Source organism: Echinimonas agarilytica (assembly GCF_023703465.1).
Taxonomy (GTDB): domain Bacteria; phylum Pseudomonadota; class Gammaproteobacteria; order Enterobacterales; family Neiellaceae; genus Echinimonas; species Echinimonas agarilytica.
The window spans coordinates 73,799-95,393 of sequence record NZ_JAMQGP010000009.1; the positions used below are offsets into that span (position 1 = coordinate 73,799).

The 21,595-nt window shown below is 45.0% G+C and carries 13 protein-coding genes and 4 tRNA genes; 8 read left to right on the plus strand and 9 right to left on the minus strand.

What is annotated here, in order from left to right:
- The first annotated feature begins 652 nt into the window (after positions 1–652).
- The 3 genes from NAF29_RS16065 (at position 653) to NAF29_RS16075 (ending at position 8,703) form a co-directional block, all read left to right on the plus strand.
- Positions 653–4,150 (plus strand): TonB-dependent receptor, encoded by a 3,498-nt coding sequence (locus tag NAF29_RS16065; RefSeq protein ID WP_251262650.1) that lies wholly within the window; start codon positions 653–655, stop codon positions 4,148–4,150.
- A 561-nt stretch (positions 4,151–4,711) separates the two neighbouring features.
- Positions 4,712–8,215: a TonB-dependent receptor gene (locus NAF29_RS16070; RefSeq protein ID WP_251262651.1), complete on the plus strand. Its 3,504-nt coding sequence runs from the start codon at positions 4,712–4,714 to the stop codon at positions 8,213–8,215.
- Between the two features lie 305 nt (positions 8,216–8,520).
- Positions 8,521–8,703 carry a hypothetical protein gene (locus NAF29_RS16075; RefSeq protein ID WP_251262652.1) on the plus strand — a complete coding sequence of 61 codons (183 nt, stop codon included), beginning with the start codon at positions 8,521–8,523 and terminating at the stop codon, positions 8,701–8,703.
- Positions 8,704–8,744: 41 nt separating this feature from the next.
- On the opposite strand, the gene NAF29_RS16080 is transcribed toward NAF29_RS16075, so the two are convergent.
- The 4 genes from NAF29_RS16080 to NAF29_RS16095 form a co-directional block, all read right to left on the minus strand.
- Positions 8,745–8,821: transfer RNA gene (locus tag NAF29_RS16080), tRNA-Met, on the minus strand.
- Positions 8,822–8,884: 63 nt separating this feature from the next.
- Positions 8,885–8,961, minus strand: a tRNA-Met gene (locus NAF29_RS16085).
- Positions 8,962–9,023: 62 nt separating this feature from the next.
- Positions 9,024–9,100, minus strand: a tRNA-Met gene (locus NAF29_RS16090).
- 62 nt (positions 9,101–9,162) lie between these two features.
- Positions 9,163–9,239, minus strand: a tRNA-Met gene (locus NAF29_RS16095).
- 116 nt (positions 9,240–9,355) lie between these two features.
- On the opposite strand from NAF29_RS16095, the gene rlmKL reads away from it, so the two are divergent.
- The 5 genes from rlmKL to rmf all read left to right on the plus strand — a co-directional run bounded on the left by rlmKL (position 9,356) and on the right by rmf (position 15,746).
- Entirely contained in the window at positions 9,356–11,470 is a 2,115-nt protein-coding gene (rlmKL, locus tag NAF29_RS16100) for a bifunctional 23S rRNA (guanine(2069)-N(7))-methyltransferase RlmK/23S rRNA (guanine(2445)-N(2))-methyltransferase RlmL (RefSeq protein WP_251262653.1), read from the plus strand.
- Positions 11,470–11,712 carry a glutaredoxin family protein gene (locus tag NAF29_RS16105; protein WP_251262654.1) on the plus strand — a complete coding sequence of 81 codons (243 nt, stop codon included), beginning with the start codon at positions 11,470–11,472 and terminating at the stop codon, positions 11,710–11,712. Before rlmKL ends, NAF29_RS16105 begins: the two co-directional genes overlap by 1 nt.
- Complete coding sequence (gene uup, locus NAF29_RS16110) at positions 11,709–13,610, plus strand: ATP-binding cassette ATPase Uup (protein WP_251262655.1); 1,902 nt, start codon at positions 11,709–11,711, stop codon at positions 13,608–13,610. The genes NAF29_RS16105 and uup overlap by 4 nt, the downstream gene beginning before the upstream one ends.
- A gap of 1 nt (position 13,611) precedes the next feature.
- On the plus strand, positions 13,612–15,384 hold the full coding sequence (locus NAF29_RS16115) for a DUF3466 family protein (RefSeq protein ID WP_251262656.1): 1,773 nt from the start codon (positions 13,612–13,614) through the stop codon (positions 15,382–15,384).
- A 188-nt stretch (positions 15,385–15,572) separates the two neighbouring features.
- Positions 15,573–15,746: a ribosome modulation factor gene (rmf, locus tag NAF29_RS16120; protein WP_251262657.1), complete on the plus strand. Its 174-nt coding sequence runs from the start codon at positions 15,573–15,575 to the stop codon at positions 15,744–15,746.
- A gap of 60 nt (positions 15,747–15,806) precedes the next feature.
- Here the strand turns inward: rmf and fabA are convergent, their stop codons facing one another.
- The 5 genes from fabA to NAF29_RS16145 form a co-directional block, all read right to left on the minus strand.
- Positions 15,807–16,316, minus strand: a complete 510-nt coding sequence (fabA, locus tag NAF29_RS16125; RefSeq protein ID WP_251262658.1) for a 3-hydroxyacyl-[acyl-carrier-protein] dehydratase FabA — start codon at positions 16,314–16,316, stop codon at positions 15,807–15,809.
- Positions 16,317–16,396: 80 nt separating this feature from the next.
- Positions 16,397–18,010, minus strand: coding sequence for a S16 family serine protease (locus NAF29_RS16130; RefSeq protein WP_251262659.1), 1,614 nt, complete (start codon positions 18,008–18,010; stop codon positions 16,397–16,399).
- Complete coding sequence (locus NAF29_RS16135; RefSeq protein WP_251262660.1) at positions 18,007–18,306, minus strand: hypothetical protein; 300 nt, start codon at positions 18,304–18,306, stop codon at positions 18,007–18,009. The genes NAF29_RS16130 and NAF29_RS16135 overlap by 4 nt, the downstream gene beginning before the upstream one ends.
- 403 nt (positions 18,307–18,709) lie before the next feature.
- Positions 18,710–20,716: a sensor domain-containing diguanylate cyclase gene (locus tag NAF29_RS16140; protein ID WP_251262661.1), complete on the minus strand. Its 2,007-nt coding sequence runs from the start codon at positions 20,714–20,716 to the stop codon at positions 18,710–18,712.
- 64 nt (positions 20,717–20,780) lie between these two features.
- Complete coding sequence (locus tag NAF29_RS16145; protein WP_251262662.1) at positions 20,781–21,575, minus strand: site-specific integrase; 795 nt, start codon at positions 21,573–21,575, stop codon at positions 20,781–20,783.
- Positions 21,576–21,595: the final 20 nt, after the last annotated feature.

A 21,595-nucleotide genomic window follows, 5' to 3' on the forward strand; every position in this document is an offset into this window, starting at 1 on the left:
ATTAAACAGTCTAGAATATTGTACACAATCTTAAAATTCCCACTATTGATCACCAAATGGTTAGCCACATAATCCATTAAATTAATCAAAATGACCTAACTACCGTGACATTGTTAACAGTTTGCAATATTGATTTATCTTTCGACAAATGTGAGCTGAGTAGATTTTCAAGTCACTGGTAAACGACATAGCGGCAGACTTGGTGTTGAGGATATTGGTGAAGGGCTAGCATAAACTCTGTCTCGATTTGGATGCTAATACATCGCAATGGCTAAATAGCATGATGGGTTAACGCATTGGTTTCTATTTGAGTGAGCAATACTCTCGGGATATCGCTTGTCGGAAATAGATTATGACCAACAAGAAGTGACCCAATTTAACACTCGTCGCAAGCTTAATTAACCTTGTATCTAATCAACATTAACAAGCCATTAACCGCCATGATCTGAGTCAATTAAAACGATTAAAATTGTAGCCAAAATGTTAATATGTAAGGATATTTTCCATTATGTGAGTTGTAGCTATAATTGAAGATTGTTAACAATATGTCATTGTAAGGTAAGTGTCGTAAGCGTAATGTACTCCTCATAGAACAAGCTCAAATTCAATACTGTTCTTACAGAATCTTCTAGTTGTAAATTCTCGGGGGAGAATGATGAATATTCAACGCAGTCAATTCAGACTCAATCCAATCTGTTTCGCTTTGCTGGCATCCTTGCCGCTCGCAATTCAAGCGCAAGAAGTACCTGAAAAATCAAGTGACAATAGTGATGTAGAAGTCATTCAAGTCACAGGTTTACGTGGTAGCTTAAAGAAAACCATTAATGACAAACGTTTTGGCGAAAACATTTCAGACTCAATTAACTCTGAAGATATCGGTAAAACAACCGATCAAAACATCGCTGAAGCATTGTCTCGCGTGACTGGGGTGTCTGTACAAACTTCTGATGGCGAAGGTGCAAAAATTACTGTTCGCGGCGCGAACTCAAACCAAAACAATATCAGTCTCAATGGCGTACAGCTTGGTTCTACTGAATTTAACCAAGGTGTCGATTTATCGCAGTACTCATCTGATATTCTGTCAAAAATTGAAGTCGTTAAAACGCCAAGTGCCGATCATGAAGAAGGTTCTTTGGGTGCTAACATCAACCTGCTAACCAATAAGCCACTCGACCTGGGCTATGAAATTAATACCTTGGCAGTTGAAGGGCGTTACAACGATTTGTCCGAAGATGAAAACTATAAAGTTTCCGGAACTTTTTCTCGTAAATTCCTAGATGAAACCTTTGGTGTAATTTTAACTGCTGTCACAGAAACGAATTCCTACCGCAAAGATCAGTATGTTGCTGAAAACTGGGTGGCGCAACATTCAAACCAAGCAACAGATACTGAAGGTAACTTAGTCGAAGACGTTTGGGCGCTTTCACCTCAAACCACCCGTTACGAAGCCTTTAATAATGACCGCGACCGGACAAGCATTAATTTAGGGATGCAATGGTTGGCAACTGAGGATACAGAGTTAAATCTGAATCTGAACTGGGCCAAACAAGATGTCGAAAACTCTATGCATGGTGTGCAAACACGCTTCGCTACTTATGACAACCTAGTTGAAGGAGTAGACCCTGGGCTAGGGCAAGGACCTGCGACTGAAACAGATCCGGAAAGTAGTTGGCACACGATTGACATGAATACGCAGACGTATGTAAAAAACGTGAATCGTTTCGGCAGTGGCGGCTTACTGCAGTCCGAAAACAAATACAGTAATGAAAACAAATTGGTGTCGTTCGAGCTCAGTCATAACATTTCAGATGACTTGAGTATGAAAGCTGGACTCGGTTACTCCAAATCTGAGCAAGAACCTGACAATTCTGTATACATGGTGCTAGAGAGCTATCACACCATGGGGGCTTGGCAGATGATTCATACGCCAACAGCTGACGTTGAACCTGTTGGCTTCGATTGCACAGGTTCAAGTAATTGTCGACTTGTGGGGGGAACAAGCTTCATCGATTACGGGGCGAACACTGATCCAAATGATCCCGCTAGCAAAGACGACAACCGCTCAAACACCATGTTTAACCCGCAAGAACTTGATGCGCAACACCTCTCGTATATGTCTCGTTCGTTAGTTGCGGTGGAAGATACCCAAAAGTCTGCAAATGTTGATTTTGATTGGCATGTTGAATTTGGTCCTGTCTCACTCATTGAATTTGGGGCGAAGTGGTCGAACCGTGAAAAGTATGTTGATGATCAACGTGGAGAATTTAATACCGTTGGCGAAGGCGTCGTGGTTTACGATCCAGATACGGGTGAAGTCCGCACGTTGCCGCACGGTATTGGTTCAATTACTGCCGATATGTTCGCGACGGGTGAAGATTTTCCAGTGAATGACTTTATGTCGGGCCTTGGCTATGGTCGTGATCAATTCACTAATGGCTGGAATACGTTCTCAGCTTTCAAAGCGATGGACGTTGCCTTGGGGAGTTCAGCGGCGGAGTTCACGCCTTGGGATGCTCAAACGCGTAACACTGAGCTTGATAATATAGCGATATACGCTAAAAGCAGTTTCGATCTACTTGATGGCGATCTAACCGGTGATATAGGCGTACGTTATGTCCGAACCGAAGTGGAATCGCATGGTGCAAATGGTGTTCAATTTGCCTACGATACGGCTAATTTAGGGCGCATCTTTGACCCGTTCGCAATTATGGAAGCAGGGGACTCAAGCCTACCGGCCTGTGGTGCTATTCCATTTATGGGGACTGACTACAACGAGGCGTCCCGTTGGGCTCGTCAAGATGGGTTAGGGTATAACACTAACGGCACGGCTGACTATCGTGACGATACACCGATTGCGGCAGTTAATGGCGGTGCTTGCTATGACCCTTATGCTGTGGGGGGAGACCAACAACTCGCTGAGTGGTGGTTGTGGCGCCATAGCGACATTTCAACTGAAAAAAATTATGTGTATGGTGAGCGCGTATATGATGAAAATGGTGGGTTAATAGCCACTGAAGACCGAAGCCAACGCACGCAAAACACGTCCAATACGCACGACTATGACGTTTGGCTACCAAGCCTCAACTTGAACTACGCCATAGACGATACCAAAATCGCTCGATTTGCCGCGTCGAAAACAATGTCGCGCCCACAAATTGATTCGCTTCGTCCAAATGTGTTTATTAAAGAAACTCAATGGGGTGAATTTAACCGTAATAACACCATCACCATGTACAACACTAAGCTCGATCCACTCGAATCGAACAACTTAGATTTGTCATTTGAATGGTACTTTGATCAAAGCGGTATGGTATCGGCGGGCTTCTTCTACAAAGACATGACTAACTTTGAAGAATCTCAAACAGTCATCACCTATATGGATGATTTGCGCAATGAAATGTTGCCAGATGGCCCCGCTTATAATAATGATGACTTAATCTTACTCCCTGGAGATGATGCTCAAACAAATCTTCAAGGTTGTATGCCAAAGCGTGTTCAAGGTTCGACTGAAATGAATCAAGACTGGTTCCTGTCTGGTGACTTGTCTGAAATGTGTGCTCAGTTCAAGACCACGAGTATCGTGAACGGCAAGGGTGCAAGTATTGCTGGCGTTGAACTCCAGTATTTACAAACCTATGATTTCTTGCCAGGTTGGTTATCAGGTTTCGGTATTCAAGCCAACTATACGTACCAAGACAGCTCATACGACCAAGAAGTTTCTTCAGTTGACGACTCTGTTTATCTGCCGGAGCTACCCGTTGCTTATACGCCAGAACACAGCTACAACTTGACTGGATTCTGGGAGCAGGATGGTCACCAGGTTCGCTTGTCGTATCAAGGTACTTCTGATCAGTTATCTGACCGTTCATTTGAAAGCGGAAGCCTATGGGAAGAAGGACGTGACACGTTAGATTTCTCAGCATCTTACAAAGTGAATGACATGGTGTCTTTAACATTCCAAGCGACCAATATTACCGATGAGAATGTGCGTAAATACTACACCAGTCGATTCGTGAAGATGGGCGATAGTGTTGATGCTCCAATCTTTGAAGAAGGTAATCCTTTGGACGGCGACGCGTCTAAGTCTCGTACCTACAGTGAATACAATGTGGGCCGCAACTTTAGGCTTGGCGCGCGGGTGAACTTCTAAGTCTTCATTTACGTGTTTATGTTAAAAAACCGCAGCTAGTCTGCGGTTTTTTGTGTTCGACTCTGCGCCATCAAACTGTCTGTGATTTCAATGAGCAACTGATGTGCTTACTCGAACTTTTCAGATTTATGTTTCAACTCAAACAAATTACCCTCGTTATAACTCTGTGACTTAGACGTTAAATTCAAAATTTTGACCGACCCTTTAGCTCATTCAACACAGTCGTTCTGCTATTGTCCTCAAAGTAGCCACAGAGCACTGATAAGCGGTACTTGCCGTTGTATATACAACAGCTAGCTCTCCTTTTAGACGACTACTACCAGCAGTTATGGAAACGATTTCAGGCAATTTAGCTGGAATATTAAACATTTGTTTAGTTCCTAACAGATTCGCTGATTATGTGAAGTAGCTATCCTTATTGGTCATTGTTAACAAAAAACACTTGTCTAATTTAAATCTGAAAGAGTAGTGTGGCGTTGTGATTGAAGTACGTAACATTTAATTAACCGTTGCTTCACTAATTACACATCATAAATAAAATTGACTCTCGGGGGAGACGAAATGCCAAACCAAACCAAGCGGTTCAGACTGAACCCAGTTTACATAGCAATCCTTGCTGCTGTGCCACTGAGCATTAGTGCACAAGAAGCTGAACCTGCTAAAAAAGCTGAAGCGAATAGTGACGTTGAAGTCATTACAGTAACCGGCTTACGCGGTAGCTTGAAAAAGACAATTAACGACAAACGTTTTGGGCAAAATATTGCCGACTCGATTAACGCGGAAGACATTGGTAAAACCACTGACCAAAACATTGCTGATGCATTAGGCCGTGTAACGGGCGTTTCGGTACAACAATCTGAGGGTGAAGGCGCGAAAATTTCTGTTCGTGGTGCAAACTCCAACCAAAACAATATCAGCATGAACGGTGTTCAGTTGAGCTCAACTGACTTCAACCAAGGTGTTGATTTATCTCAATACTCTTCAGATATTCTTTCAAAAATTGAAGTCGTAAAAACGCCAAGTGCTGACCATGAAGAAGGTTCTCTTGGTGCGAACATCAACCTTTTGACTAACAAGCCTTTGGACTTAGGTTATGAGATTCGTAACTTGACCGTTGAAGGTCGTTATAACGACTTGTCAGAAGACGAAAACTACAAAGTATCCGGTACTATTTCTAAGAAGTTTGCCGAAGAAACATTCGGCGTAGTTTTAACTGCGTACACAGAAACCAATTCTTACCGCCGTGACCAGTTCGTAACTGATAACTGGAATGCAAGTCAATCTCGCGAAGCGATGAGCACTGACGGCGAACTCCTAAATGACGTTTGGGCTCTAACGCCGCAGGAAACTCGTTACGAAACGTTCTTGAATGACCGTGACCGTATGGGCGCTAACTTAGGTCTTCAATGGTTGCCAACAGACAGCACTGAAATGAACCTCAACTTGACTTGGTCTAAGCAAGAAGTTGACAGTTCAATGCACGGCATTAGAACACGCACAGTACCTAGCCATCCTAACCATGTAGAAGGTGTGGATCCTGGCTTGGGTCAAGGCCCAGCGACTGAGACTGACCCAGAGCGCGACTGGCACACAATCGACACTAATACAAACACATACGTGAAGAACCTAAACCGCTACGGTGATGGTAGCTTCCTTCAGTCAGAAAATGCATATGACAACGAAAATTTAATTGTTGCATATGATATTGAGCAGCAATTTGGTGACAACTTAACCATGAATGCTGGTATCGGTTACTCTAAATCAGAGCGTACACCTGATAACAGTGTTTACATCGTGCTAGAAAGCTATCAGACATTTAGCAACTGGCAGATGGTTCACACGCCAAGTGGCGAAGTAGAACCCGTTGGTTATGATTGTACCTCTTCTAAAAACTGTAAATTAGTCGGTGGTGATGGCTTCATTGATTACGGTGCAAATACCGATCCAAATGATCCGCTCGCTAAGGACGACAACCGTTCTACCACCAAATTCAACCCGCATGAAATTGAAGCTCAGCATTTGTCTTATATGAGCCGCACACTCACTGCTGTTGAAGATACCAATAAATCTGTAAACGTCGATTTTGACTACGCCGTTGAATTTGGCCCAATCACAATGATTGAGTTTGGTGCTAAATACTCAAACCGCGAAAAGTATGTTGATGATCAAACCGGTCAATTCACTACTGTTGGTGAAGGTGTTGTATTGTACGACCCAGAAACGGGCGAAGTCCGTAACTTACCATTTGGTATTCAATCGATAGACGCTAGTTTGTTCCGCAACGACGATGAAGACTTCCCAGCTGACGACTTCATGAAGAAGCTCGATTACGAGCGCGATAACTTCACAACAGGTCTCCCTACGTTCTCAGCTTTCGCTGCAATGGACGCAGCACTGGGCGGAACAGAAGCTGAATTCTCACCTTCAGACACAAACACTCGTCGTAGTGAACTAGACAACATCGCAACATACTTAAAAGCAAGCTTCGAGCTGCTGGACGGTTCGCTAACAGGTGATATTGGTGTTCGTTATGTTAAAACTGATGTTGAATCATTTGGCGCAAACGGTGTTAAATTTGCCTTCGATGGAAGTAACAATGGCCGACTCTTTGACCCATTCCATATCGCAGCGGTTGGTGATGCGACTGCAGGTAACCCAAATTGTGCGGCGGTTCCTTTCCAGGGTACCGATTACAACCAAGCGGTTCGTTGGGCACGTACAGACGGTAACGGTTATGAAACCAAAGGTACTGCGGATTACCGCGATGATACGCCAATCCCAGCAGCGGATGGAGTGTGTTATGACTGGTATGCCGATCCTACACAACAGGCGAGCTTGAGCGATTGGTGGTTGTGGCGTCACAGCGATATCTCTACGGAGAAAAACTATGTGTACGGCGACCGTCAGATCTCAGAAGATGGCACAATGCTGTTGGCCACTGAAGATCGTCAAGACCGTTCTCAAAAAACCAGTGCCGAGCATGACTACGATATGTGGTTACCGAGTTTAAACCTCAACTACATCATCGACGACACTAAGATTGCGCGTTTTGCAGCCTCTAAAACGATGTCTCGTCCAGAAATTGACGCATTGCGTCCAGGCTTTACTGTTGTCGAAACTCAATGGGGCTTCGACAACCGTAACAACACAATGCAGTTCTTCAACACCAAGCTTGATCCGCTTGAGTCGAACAACTTAGATTTATCGTTAGAGTGGTATTTCGACGACAGCGCTATGGTTGCAGCTGGATTTTTCTACAAAGACATGAGTAACTTCCAGGAGTCTCAAACAATCATCACATACATGGATGACTTGAGAAACGAGATGCTTGCCGATAGCCCACAATACAACAACGATGATTTAGTCTTGTTGCCAGGCGATGACCCGCAAACAAACCTTCAAGGTTGTATGCCAAAACGTATCCAAAATGCTACTGAGCTTAATGAAGACTGGGTACAGAATGGTCAACTTGATGAAATGTGTGCGAAGTTCAAAACAACATCTCTTGTCAATGGTAAAGGAGCGTCAATTGCGGGTGTAGAACTTTCATACTTGCAAACTTACGATTTCTTACCCGGTTGGATGTCAGGTTTAGGCTTGCAAGCTAACTACACGTATCAAGATAGTGAGTATGACCAAGAAGTATCTTCAGTCGATGACAGCGTGAAGCTGCCAGCACTTGAAGTTGCTTACACGCCAGAGCACAGCTACAACGTTTCTGCTTTCTGGGAACAAAACGGTCACCAATTACGTCTGTCGTATCAAGGTACCTCTGACCAACTTGCACAACGTTCGTACAAGCTCGGTTCTCTCTGGGAAGAAGGTCGTGACCAACTCGACTTCTCAGGCACTTACAAATACAACGACTATGTGTCGTTCACAGTACAAGCAACGAACTTGCTTGATGAGAATTTCCGCCAGTATTACACAAGCCGTTTCACCGACTTAGGTGGCGAAGTGTTAGACGAAGGAAGTGCATTGTCTGGTAATGCGACCGATTCTCGTACGCACCAAGAGTACGCCGTTGGCCGTAACTACCGTGCAAGCGTTCGCGTTAACTTCTAATTCTTAATACCAATTAGAAAGACTATTAAGCTGCAACCTTCGGGTTGCAGCTTTTTTTGTGCGTGAAATTTGTGATGTGGGAGCCTATTGTTAACAATTATGGCCCTGTGGGTCTCAGTGTCGGGCTTTGAATCAAAATTAATAGCGAACATTAGTGGTGCCCCAAACAGCTTTGAGCAGGCCCTCGCAGCCACTGATAGAATGAATTACTTACTATCAGAGCAAGACACAACAAAGTCGGTTTTGTTGGGCGAGGCTGCAAGGTTCAAAGTGAGCACCTTGAACTTTCCGGTGCTGGGGTACAAATGAAAGTTGTTAACGACGAGACTGGGGCTGCAGTCGGTTTAGTCGTGAATGTGAGTACCGATCAAGCTCGAGGCCTTTACCTTTGGCACAACGGAAAAATCCGCCCACGCTCTAAATCGTTTGAGTTGCCTGATAGAGGGACGATCGCTAGAAGGCACTTAATCAGCCGTCTGTACTCATGAAGCGATGGCCCAAAGGGGACTGTTTGATGAGTTAATCGGATTGGTTGCGGGAGCAGGATTTGAACCTACGACCTTCGGGTTATGAGCCCGACGAGCTACCAGACTGCTCCATCCCGCGTCCGATTGTGCCTAAGAAGTTTAATGCATCGAAACAGGCACTTGTTTGATGAGTTAATCGGATTGGTTGCGGGAGCAGGATTTGAACCTACGACCTTCGGGTTATGAGCCCGACGAGCTACCAGACTGCTCCATCCCGCGTCCGATTGTGCTTAAGGAGTAAATACATCGAAACAAGCACATGTTTGATGAGTTAATCGGATTGGTTGCGGGAGCAGGATTTGAACCTACGACCTTCGGGTTATGAGCCCGACGAGCTACCAGACTGCTCCATCCCGCGTCCGATTGTTGTTGTCTACCGAGTCCTCTATTGCAGAGGAGGTTACCTACTAAGAAGTAAATTGGTTGCGGGAGCAGGATTTGAACCTACGACCTTCGGGTTATGAGCCCGACGAGCTACCAGACTGCTCCATCCCGCGACAACGGAGGCGCATATTATAGAGGAGCCCTGAACATAGCAAGGTGTTTTTCAAATTTATTACAGAGCGTTAGTCGGCTATAATCGCGGCACACCAAAATCAACTGGCCCGAAAACGTGCATAATTTATTTGCTACTTGCAACCTAGGTCTCGAGTATCCACTCGAATTAGAACTCATTCAACATGGCGCATCGAATGTGGTGAGTCATCAGGGCGGCGTCGCCTTTCAAGCAGAGTTACCTGCGCTCTATCGCATTTTGTTATGGAGCCGTGTTGCGTCACGCGTGTTATTAGTCGTTGCAGAAGGCAAAGCACAAACTGGCGAAGACATCGCTCAGTTGGCCTATGAACAAGATTGGACCATGCTGATCCGACCCACACGGCCGTTTACAATTGAATTTGTCGGAAGTAACCGCGATATTCGTAACACAGGTTATGGCGCTCAATGCGTGAAGGACGGCATTAGTAAGTTATTTGCTGATGAAGGTTTTGCTCGGCCTCATATCGACAACCGTGATCCAGAGGCGATCATTCGCGCGCGAATCGGCGGCAGCAAACTGACGCTTATGCTCGATTTAACCGGCCGAAGCTTGCATCTACGAGGCTACCGCACAGAAGCGGGAGCAGCCCCCTTAAGAGAGCCTCTAGCGGCAGCCATGATTATTCGCAGCGGTTGGTTGGAAGATACCTCGGTTCCGTTACTTGACCCTATGTGTGGCTCTGGAACCTTGTTAATCGAAGCCGCTTCGATGGCTGCAGGCATTGCCCCCGGCATTGAAAACCCAGAGTTTTCGGTGCATCGGTTACCCATGCACAGTGAACAAATTTGGCAAGAAGCTTTGTCAGAAGCCACAGTGAAGAGTCGCCGAGGGCTTAATCAAGTCGACATTGAGGTGTCGGGCCAAGATCAAAACCCAGAAGTAATTATTCAAGCGCGTGCCAACGCGCGTCGTGCGGGTGTCGAAAATTTAATTAATTTCAAACAATTGTCACTTGCAGACAACCCGTTAACCGATGGTGAACTGGGTTTTATCGTGTGTAATCCGCCTTACGGTGAACGATTAGGCGATGAAGCAGAGATTGTCGCACTGTACTTTCAATTGGGTGAGAAACTGCGCCAAAACTTTAATGGACACGCGTTACTGGTAACATCTGCTGACGACTATGTTCCGGCATTAAAATTACGCAGTGACAAAACATGGCAAGTCATGAACGGTAAATTGCCGTGTCAGTTGATGCAATTTAGCGTGAAGCCAAGCAATCGCGAGCCATCGTTTAGTGTGACGCCAAATGGGAGCGAATTCGCGAACCGATTGAAGAAGAACTTACAGCGCATCGATAAATGGGCAAAAAAAGTCCCTACAGATGCATATCGCGTGTATGACGCTGACTTGCCAGAATATAACGTAGCAATCGATAAATACTTGGATAAGTTGGTGATTCAAGAATACGCTCCGCCAAAATCAATCGATGCCGAAAAGGCAGCTCGACGCTTGCTTGATGTGATTTTAATTGCACCTGAACTAACCGGAATCAACACTGCAAACGTGTTTATTAAACGCCGAAAGAGTCAATCGGGTAGCAATCAATATGAAAAAGTATCCACTCGAAATGCATGGCAAGTGGTTCACGAATACGGTTTAGCGTTTAAAGTGAACTTATCCGATTATCTTGATACTGGTTTGTTCCTCGACCATCGAGTGACTCGGCATGAATTTGCAAAACTGGCTAGCGGTAAACGATTCTTAAATTTATTTTGCTATACCGGATCTGCTACAGTGCATGCGGTCAATGCGGGAGCAACGCACTCGGTGAGTGTGGACATGTCAAAGACTTATTTAGAGTGGGCTCGAGAGAACTTGGTCATTAATCGACTCATTTCTCCGAAGCACACATTTGAACACGCCGATGTACTTAAATATCTGAAACATACACATGATAAGTTTGATGTAGTGTTTTGCGATCCACCTACGTTTAGTAATTCTAAGCGCATGAAAGATACCTTAGATATTCAGCGTGATCATATCGACCTATTAACGCTGGTTGATGGTGTGTTGGAGCCTGGCGGGGTGGTCATGTTTTCCAATAACAATCGCCGCTTTAAACTCGACTCTACTGCGATTGAAGCGATGGGCTACACCATTAAAGACTGGAATCGTTTCACATTACCGGAAGATTTTAAACGGAATCCAAACATTCATCATTGTTGGCTACTCGAGAAAAACGCATAGTGTTTCGCCTACTGGAAAGCGATGGCTGTCACTTGTGTGAGCAAGCCAAACAATTGCTGCAGCAAACCCATGTTGTCACGTACGGTTGTGAGCTCGTAGATATCGCTGAAAGCGACGCTTTAATTGAAGCGTTCGGTGAGCGAATTCCAGTGTTAGAACATATCAATAGTGGCCAGCAATTGGGTTGGCCTTTTAATTTTGAGCAGCTCAATACGTGGCTGCAAGACGTAATGAATTTATGACCATATTGAGTTTGAACAATGCCTCGCTGGCATTTGGCCACACGCCACTTTTAGACCGCGCAGATCTGCAAATCGCAGAGCGCGAACGTTTGTGTATTGTCGGCCGTAACGGTACCGGTAAAAGTACTTTGATGAAGGTGATTAAAGGCGACATCCTACTTGATGATGGTGCCATTAAATTTATTGGTACACCCAAAATTGCGTATTTACCTCAAGACCCTCCAACCAAAACCAAGCAAGACGTACTCAGCTACGTCCTTGCCGGAGAGCCTAAGTGGCAAGCGCAATTGTCAGAATACGATGCCATTATCGATAAAATCTCAGATGATCCAGCAGCAATGCGGCGCTTCGAAACGCTTCAATCTGAAATGGAAGTGTCCGGTGCGTGGCAAGGGGAAATGCAAGCAAAACAAGCCATTCAAAAGCTCGACCTAGAGCCGGATATGCAGCTATCATCGTTGTCTGGTGGTTGGTTACGTCGAGCCGCGTTAGCGCAAGCACTAGTGACTCAACCTAACATTTTGTTGCTTGATGAACCGACTAACCACTTGGATATTGATGCCATCAAATGGCTTGAGCAATTCCTCGTTAGTCTGAATATTACACTGATTTTTATCAGCCACGATCGTCAATTTATTCGTTCGATGGCGACACGAATTATCGATTTAGATCGGGGCCAGTTGGTGTCTTTTCCCGGTAATTACGATGCGTATGTTGAAGGCAAGGCAAAGCTCATTGAAGAAGAAGAACGTAACAATGCTTTGTTCGACAAAAAGCTAGCCGAAGAAGAAGTCTGGATTCGACAGGGTATCAAAGCGCGCCGCACACGCAATGAGGGGCGAGTCAGAGCGCTTGAAGAACTTCGTAAGCAACGCAAGGCACGGTTAAATAAGCAGGGCACCGCACGTGGCAAAATTGCGGTCGCTGAAGCGTCAAGCAAGATTGTGTTCGAACTTCAAAATATTGTAGTCAAGCAGGGCGAACAGTTACTCATTGACCGTTTTGAAAGCCTTATACAAAAGGGCGACCGCTTAGCGCTGGTGGGGCCAAATGGTTGTGGTAAATCTACGTTAATTAAAACCATGTTGGGTGATCATCAAGATGTTGATGGTGTAGTTAAAAGAGCTCAAAACTTGGAAGTCGCGTACTTTGATCAGCACCGTGCCCAGTTACCACCAGAGGCTACAGTGGCCGATTTTGTGGGTGACGGTAAGCAGCAGCTTGAGGTGAACGGAAAGCCGCGTCATGTTCTGGGCTATTTACAAGACTTTTTGTTTAGTCCTGCCCGGGCACGTTCGCCAATATCAGCTTTGTCGGGTGGCGAAAAGAATCGACTATTACTTGCCAAGCTGTTCTTGAAACCGAGTAACTTGTTAGTACTCGATGAACCGACCAACGATCTGGACATTGAAACGCTCGACTTACTCGAGGAATTAGTTTGTAACTATGCAGGAACGATTCTATTGGTAAGTCATGATCGTGAGTTTGTGAATCGTGTTGCAACCTCTTGCTGGTTGTTCGAAGGCGAGGGCGTACTCACAGAAATCTACGGCGGATTTAACGAAATTAATCAATATTTGGAACAAAAAGTTAAAAAGCGGGTCGAAACGCCAGTGACGGTAGAGAGCAAAAGCGCTAAACCCGTCAATAAAAAACAAAATAACAAGCTTTCATTCAAGTTAAAGCTTGAACTAGAAGAGTTGCCAGATAGAATCCTAAAGCTTGAAACAGATTTAGAAAACTTGCAGCAGCAAGTGAACTCAGCTGAGTTCTTTACGCTACCCCAAGAGCAAACTGCGCCGATTTTAGAACAACTGACCAAAGCCCAAGCAGAGCTTGATGTTGTTTACGCACGTTGGGATGAACTTGAAGAATTGAGCAACACGAACAAGGACTAACATGAAGCAGTTGTCTATGACACTAAAGCCATTGAGCATTGCAGTATTGTCAGCTTGTTGCCTCAGCGCACAAGCAGCACCTTTATATGAATTGACAGAACTTGGTGTTACGGACGATGCAGAAGTGCATAATTACGCCACAGGTGGTACGAGCCCTCAGGCAGACTCAGGTCTGGTCGTGGGGATGGGAAGCATCGTGGGTCAAATTATCTTTGATGAAGATGATATTGATCCCGATGATGATGACAACGAAGACGATGACATCATTACCGACCCGGGTGACGACGATGATGACGACGACAATGAAGCCGAAGAAGGCATCACTGATGAGGACTTGCGTGAATTTACACAATATCGTGGTACTTATTATGCGCTCTACCATGACTCTTTACTCAGTACCAACCCTGCGTGGACACGTATTCGCGTATGGGACAATGAAGTCCTTGATGATGGTGAGTATCGTGGCACAGCAAATGACTATGTGTACGGAACTAACGACTCGTTCGTCATTACCGGAACAGGCAGCGCGCCTTATTATGTATTGCGCTGGACTGATGATGATGACAACGAGTTTGGCGTTATTCAACGTGACTTTGACTCACGCGCGTTCGCTTACCGGGTTGGCGATGATGAAGAGACTGGGCGTGTTGCTTTAATGCCTGGTGAAAGCACATATGGCGGTTTTAGCGAAGCTTATGCAATTAGTAATCAGGTTCTAGATGGCCCTGCGCAAGGTGATATGGTTGTGGTGGGATCAAGTTCCGTTTCGCTAACCGAAGCATCAGAGCAGAGCGTATTAGAATGCTTAGAATCTGAACTCGAAGTTCCAGAAGAATATTGCCATACATTCTCAGCCTATAACGTTGAAGCATACCTGTGGCAAGTCGATTCGAACTTAACAGAAGTAGACTCACTCGCTTTAGGCCTCATGTTTGAGCCCTCGGATACATTTGTAACGAACGCAAGTATTTATTCACGTGCATTTGCGGTGAATGATAATGGTTACGTGGTGGGTGAATCGGTGTCTTACCGAGATCTCGAAGAAAAAGATGAAGTAAACCTCAATTACTACGCTGCAATTTATCGTCATTTCGTCAACGGTTTTGATCCAGACGGTGAAGATGTCATTTTAGATATCACCGATCGCGATGAGTACTTCCGGTCCATCGCTATCGACATTAATAACAATAACTACGCGGTTGGTATGGGATACCGAAATATCAACGGCGTCACACGAACGAAAGTATTCTATGCGAAAGTAGACGAAGATATCCCAACAACCACTGAGATCCCAAGCTTCTTTAACAGTTCAGCAATGACTGTGAAAGATATCAACAATGACAATGTGATGGTGGGAGAATACGAATGGGAACCACGCCCAGGCGGTGTTCAACGCCGAATGCACGCATATGCATATAAGATTGGTGACGACTCTTTTGTGGATTTAAATAATGCAATTGAGTGCGGTTCTGAATGGAATATTGTTGAAGCCAGCACTATTCGAGATGACGGTGTGATCTTGGCGACTGCGACGAAGAACATTCCAATTGTCGACAATGACGGCAACCCAATAGTTGATGAAGATGGTAATGAGGTGCTACGTGTGGTGGCTCGAGCCGTCGCACTGACATTCAACCCCGACGGTGAACTTCAAGATTGTGAAAATGCTGATGAAGCGTTTCCTGACCACGATCGTCAAGGCGCTGGTTTTGGGCTTGTTTCCTTATTGTTACCAATGGGTTGGTGGATGCGTCGCCGATATAACCGGAAGTAATAAAAAAACCTTCAAACTGCAGTAAAAAATCTTTAATAAAAAGTTCATCCTTTTTAGCCTGTTAGGAAAAGTCAATGACTATCCTAACAGGTTACCATTTGACCTTTGCTTCTGACTGTTCGATTCTAGAGTTGACGAAGAGACCTCGGTTTCTCGTCGCTATTAGTTAACTGCAAGAGGAAGACTATATGAAGAGACAAAAGCGCGATCGCCTTCAACGTGCGGAAGCACTGGGACACAAGGCCGGCTTATTAGGACGTTCACGAGATGATTGTCCATATCAAGGGCTCAATGCTAGGTCTAGTTGGTTCGGAGGTTGGCGATCGGCGATGAATGAAAGGGCTGAAGGACTCTTTCGCTGACATTAAGCAGTTTAATTGAAAAAGAATTAGAAACGCCCCCTTCAATGGGGGCGTTTTGCGTTAGAAGCCTGACGTATCAGTAAATAATCCAACTTTTAAATCTTTAGCTGCATAGATGGGTTTGCCATCGACTTCAACCACACCGTCAGCAAGCCCCATGACCAACTTACGGTTAATTGTACGCTTAAGGTCGATCTTGTATGTAACCTTTTTGGCTGTTGGTAAGATTTGCCCCGTGAATTTCACTTCACCCACACCTAAAGCGCGTCCGCGACCTTTGCCACCGGTCCAACCGAGGAAAAAGCCAACGAGCTGCCACATTGCATCCAAGCCAAGGCAACCTGGCATCACTGGATCTCCGGGGAAGTGGCATGCAAAAAACCACAAATCTGGATTGATATCGAGTTCTGCAATGATTTGGCCTTTACCGTATTCGCCGCCTTCATCGGTGATGGTAACAATGCGATCCATCATTAACATATTGGGAGCGGGCAACTGTGCGTTACCTGGGCCGAACATTTCACCGTGTGCGCATTTAAGCAAATCGGCTTTATCAAAAGAAGCTTGCATGATAATCCTATTAGTCAATCCTGATCAGAGCACGGAAGGTTAGCGAACACGTGTACGCTTAACAACTCCGATCTGGCAATTTATCGTGAGAAAAATGATCTTATTAGTCCTAAAAGGCCAATTCGCTCATCATCTGGCTCCGCTAAGTCGCCTAAACGATGGTGAACTTTGGCAAACACTGTGCCTTTGGGGTACTGGTGGACTTCATTTTCAGCACCGGCTCCCGATGGAGTGCTCATCAAAAGTTCGACAGCCTCTGAAACGTGTTCGACGGTGTGAATCTTCAACCGACCATTTTGGACGGCTTCAGCACAGGTGTCATTTAGATTGAGTTGAATTAAGTTACTTTTTGGCATCACGATCGAAAAAGAATGGTTTGGCGCCATCATTGAAGCGACAGTATAAAAGCCTTCAATCTTCTCGTTGATGCCACCAATGGCTTGAACGTAACCAAATTGATCGATTGCACCCGTCACAGCCATAGACTGATGCACAGGAATTCGAGCTAACGCACTCATCAAAGCGACTAGCTCTGCAAGTGATGCGCTGTCGCCATCGACCTCATAATAGCTTTGTTCAAACACGATGTTGGCTGATAGGTGGAGTGGGGCATCTTTACCGAAAATTTGAGCCACGTAAGCGGCTAAAATCATTGTGCCCTTCGCATGAATATTTCCGGCCAGTTCTGCTTTTCGTTCGATGTCGATAACGTCGCCGTCACCGTAGTGCACTGTAGCGGTAATCCGAGCGGGCTCTCCATAGGCAATATCACCTACCTCGACCACGGTGAGGCCATTCACTTGGCCAACAATATCGCCCGTTACTTGCAGTTTCATGGTGCCTTCAACAAAATCACGATAACTATCTCGAGCTAGCTGCAGTGTTCTTTTTTCAATATTTGAAAGGGCGACTTGTATGTCTTGGGCTGATAACGATGATTGGTCAGAATACGCACTTGCTTCGCGCAAAAGATGTTTGAATTTAGACGTCTGTAAGGACAAACAACCGCTATGCCCTGCCCAACGGCTGCTGAGGCGAAGTAGTCGGTCGATTGCATCAGCATTCAGTGTTGTTTGGTGTGAAGACTTAGCGATACCTTTTAAAAAACCGACGTAATTTTGCGCATCTTCAACAGCAATACGATCATAAAACTCTGCGGTCAGATTGATGTCTTGATAAAGGTTGGGCCAATACGTTTCTAATTCGGCCAATTCAACATGGCTGCCAAGAACGATGATGTTTGAACCCACAAGCAACGTTTGAGCCGTGAAGGGCACACCTCGATGCAAGTGCGCAAGTGGTACTTGAATCGTTCCGGTACTCACGCTAGCCGCCAGCGATGTGATGAGCTGCGGGTCTTCAAGCAACTGGTTGGCCCACACGGTTATATATTCGCCCTTACGGGCTAATAAACCGGGATTGAACGACCATTGATCGTTGTTATAACTATATTGGCCAAGCAAGGATTCGATCGTAGCAAGCGTGCACTCAGTCAATGTTTGTTCAGAGCTGTCTGCAATTAAACGGCAAACGTCCAGGGGAGCAATTCCCTCTACGGTTGCTAAACAAATGCTGGATTGTAGCTTAAAGGCTAATGACAGGCCGCTACTGACGCTCGTTTGGCCAAAGCTAATTGCTTCATTGTGAGAGTCTTGCAGGTTAAATAGTGGGAAAGGGTGCACAGATGCCATCATTCACCATTGCCTGTTGCAGTGCTACTAGACGCATTTTCTTCAATCCATTGGATGACGCTAGGCTTGTGTAATCCATAATGCGGCTTATTTAAACTTGTGATAAGCAAAATATCGCGTTCACCTAGGTAAGGCTTGAACTTAGTAAACACCATCGCTGGACTTTCGTTGGTCGCAATTGCAACCGCTCCTTCACCCAACATACTGTAACTGTATTGCTTGATGACCCCTATTATTTTAGCGTAATCGGGATCAGTCGTAGGCTTCGATAAGCGGAAATTTACAAGTAGAGCTGGCATTACATTCTCAAATTCAATAGAAAAGTTAGCGTCAAGACAATGATAGAAACTAACCACTAATTTTGCCTAAAAACCAACGGGATATATAGCACTAATTGGTGTTTTATTAGAAATGAGCGCACATCTACGCTGATGTTGATATGGTTTGCCCGATTCTATCGGAAATTGGCGCTACGCTATTCTCGCTCGGGGGTGTAATTGTGGCAGAAGCGATGAGGGCGAGCGACAATTGCCCTTGCTGGAGTTGCTGGCTTTGCGCCAGAGCAGACTGAATAGCCGCTGTTTGAGCTGATAATTCACTACTAACTGTTGTCACTGTATACCTCGAATGACGGACCTTTGTGACACATATCGGCTCGTTGTTGTGTTTCTTTAGACAAATTTGGTAACTTTTATCTTTCCATTAATCAAACAGAGTGGTTTGATTTCTGCCGCTTTGTTTGCTGATATAGAGCGCTCTGTCTGCTCGTTTAAATACATCATCGAGCGTTGTTTCGATTGGAGTGACTTCGCTCACGCCTATGCTTACAGTATATTTAAGTGTTTGTTGTTTGCCGAGTGTCACACTTTCCGCTTCGAGCTGGCGACGTCTTTGTTCGAGCATATTGAAGGCAGCATCTTTGGCCGTGTCAGGCAGTAGAACCCCAAATTCCTCTCCGCCAAAACGGGCAACCAGATCAGACGCTCTAAAGTGTTCTACGAGAAAGTTAGCCAAATGTTGTATCACTACATCACCCACATCATGGCCATGAGTGTCGTTTACTCTTTTAAAGTTGTCGATATCCAAAATTGCAAAGCACATTGCAGTGTTTTGGCGTTTCATGCGGCTAAAATACGCCTTCGATTGTCTAAGAAACGCACGCCGGTTGTTGATACCCGTCAAAAAGTCTGTTGTGGCTTCGGCTTCAAGGCGGCGCTCTAATTCGTGGCGTGTATTGACGTCCTGAATGATACCGCGATAACCGTTATAGTCGCCGTTTTCGTCAAAACATGGCTTTGCCTGAAGCATACACCAGCCAAGCATAGGAAACTTATCTCGAGCAATTTGCAGTTTCAAATCAACAACCGGTTGCCGCTGGGCGATAAGCGCCATAAATAGTTCAGCCTGACTTAGGCTGTTAGGGTGAATTGCGAGTCGGGTTGCATCATTTATGTGAAGGCCTAAGATATCGCTTACTGAGTCAGCACCTTCGCGGGCATACAAAGTGATGAGTATATCATCGTGGTCTAGCTCAAAATGAGACTCACTGGAAATACTAATGAGGTCCTTTTGTAATTCAGTCAATTGTTTGAGTGCTACTGATTGCTCAGTAATTTTAACTTGATACGATCTTAGCTGTTCAAGTTTTCGCGCCATTAGACTCAATTCGTCATCTCCTTGAACACGACATTTGACCTGATCGTGCTGGTTTGGGTCTAAATAGAGGTATTCAATTAGCCGCTTCAATCGCGAAATGAGTGTGCGATGAATAATCCAATACAAAATTAGCCCAACCACGACCGAAATAGATAGCATCATCGTGATGGCATAAAACGAATATTCGAATGCATTCTGAAGCACCGAAAAGTGTTCGTTTTGTTGCTTTTCGTATTCCTTCATCATCAACAACATATGATTATGGATCTCTACAGAAATCAATTTAGTGCTATTTTCATGAGCTAACTTGCTGATAGTGCTATCGATAGTTAGGTCGATGAGGTGTACGAAAAACATGACGAGTTTCGGCTCTCCGTTTTCATCAACGCCAAACAACCGAGGTCCGTCTTCGGTGCGATATTGATGGACGAGTTTGTGAGCAGCTCTTAGCATCGCCAATTTTACCGCGCTGTTAGCCTCATTTTGATATGCAAATTGTATTCTTCTGATGTCTGACCAAAGCCTAGGTCTAGTCAATTTGCTCAAAGATTCCTGCGTTGGCGTCTCTACAACGTGGTGAACAGCTTTCACTTTAATAGAATCTATCAAAATTTGTATCGCACTCGAAATAGACTTGATGCGATGCTCTTCAATAATACGTTTATGGGTATGATATTCGTAATCGTCAATCAACATCTTGAGAGCTTCTGCACTGGATAACACTTGTTCAGACCCTGCGGTCTGAATTAACCGGTTGAGATGCTCTCTTATGAGTGTGATTTTGGCGGTATAAATGTCACTGGCAACTGGATTGCCATCGGACGATGAGTGTTGTAGAAGAGAAAGTTCGTTGATTTCTTGGAGCAGTGTATTTGCCTGTGTGGCGGCGGGAAACCAGTTGTCTTCAAAGTTTTTGAGCTGATTTTGTGTATAACGTTCCTGAATTAATACACCTATAAAAGTACTGATGAGCAACAAGGCGGAAACCAAAATCACTTGGAATAATCGTGTGGCTATCGACTTTTGGGTGTTGCTAATGTCTCTCAGTGGCATCTACACAACTAGAGCTTTAACGCATATTCTATATTCCAGTGTAGCTAACAAGTTGAATATTCGCTTATTCCTTACTTCTATTTTTTAGTGCTCGGCTGACAGCTTTTTCGGTGGGCTGCGAATAAATGACCGTTGTTGCAGGACTCACATGTCCCGCCACTAATTGCGCAACTTTGAGCCCTTCGTTCTGATTCTGAATGATGTCGGTGAGTAGGGTGCGTCGACCACTGTGAGATGTTGCCTTCTCAATTCCCGCCCAATCACGCAGCATTAACGCCATGTGTTCTTGCAAAGTATTGGGGCTGTAACTACCACCTTTTTGTGTGATAAATAAGGGATCAGATGGCAATGCCGACGGATCTTTAGCCAATCTAACTTCAATATAGTCGATGAGTGCTTGGCGTAATGATTCATCCACCATAGGTAAGTCTCGAGATTTGCCTTTGTGTGATACTAAATCAGGATGGAAATCCGTGGCGTTAATGTCTGCGCCAGCTTTGGCCAACTTTTCGATTTGCTGAACGACGCGTTCAAACTCTGTGACGGTAAAACTGATTTTGGTTCGCTTGTATTCGGAACGGGAGCGTTTAAGCGCATTAGCGCCTTTGGTGTAGGCCGCAGGTAAGCTCATCACTTCATACAACTTAAAATCTCGGCTCTGGTCGACTTTAAACGGTGCAAGTTTGCAGACTTCCTTGAGCTGCAATAACGAGATTTCTTGTACACGTAAACCTAAGCAAAACGATATCCGCATAATTGCGGTATTTTTTTCAGGATGCCGGTGTTCTTGAATCGCATCGAACAGACGGCGCTGCGCTTCTAATGTTGGAACCCGAGCTTGTCCTGATTTTTTAGCCATACCGCAAACATCCAAATAAA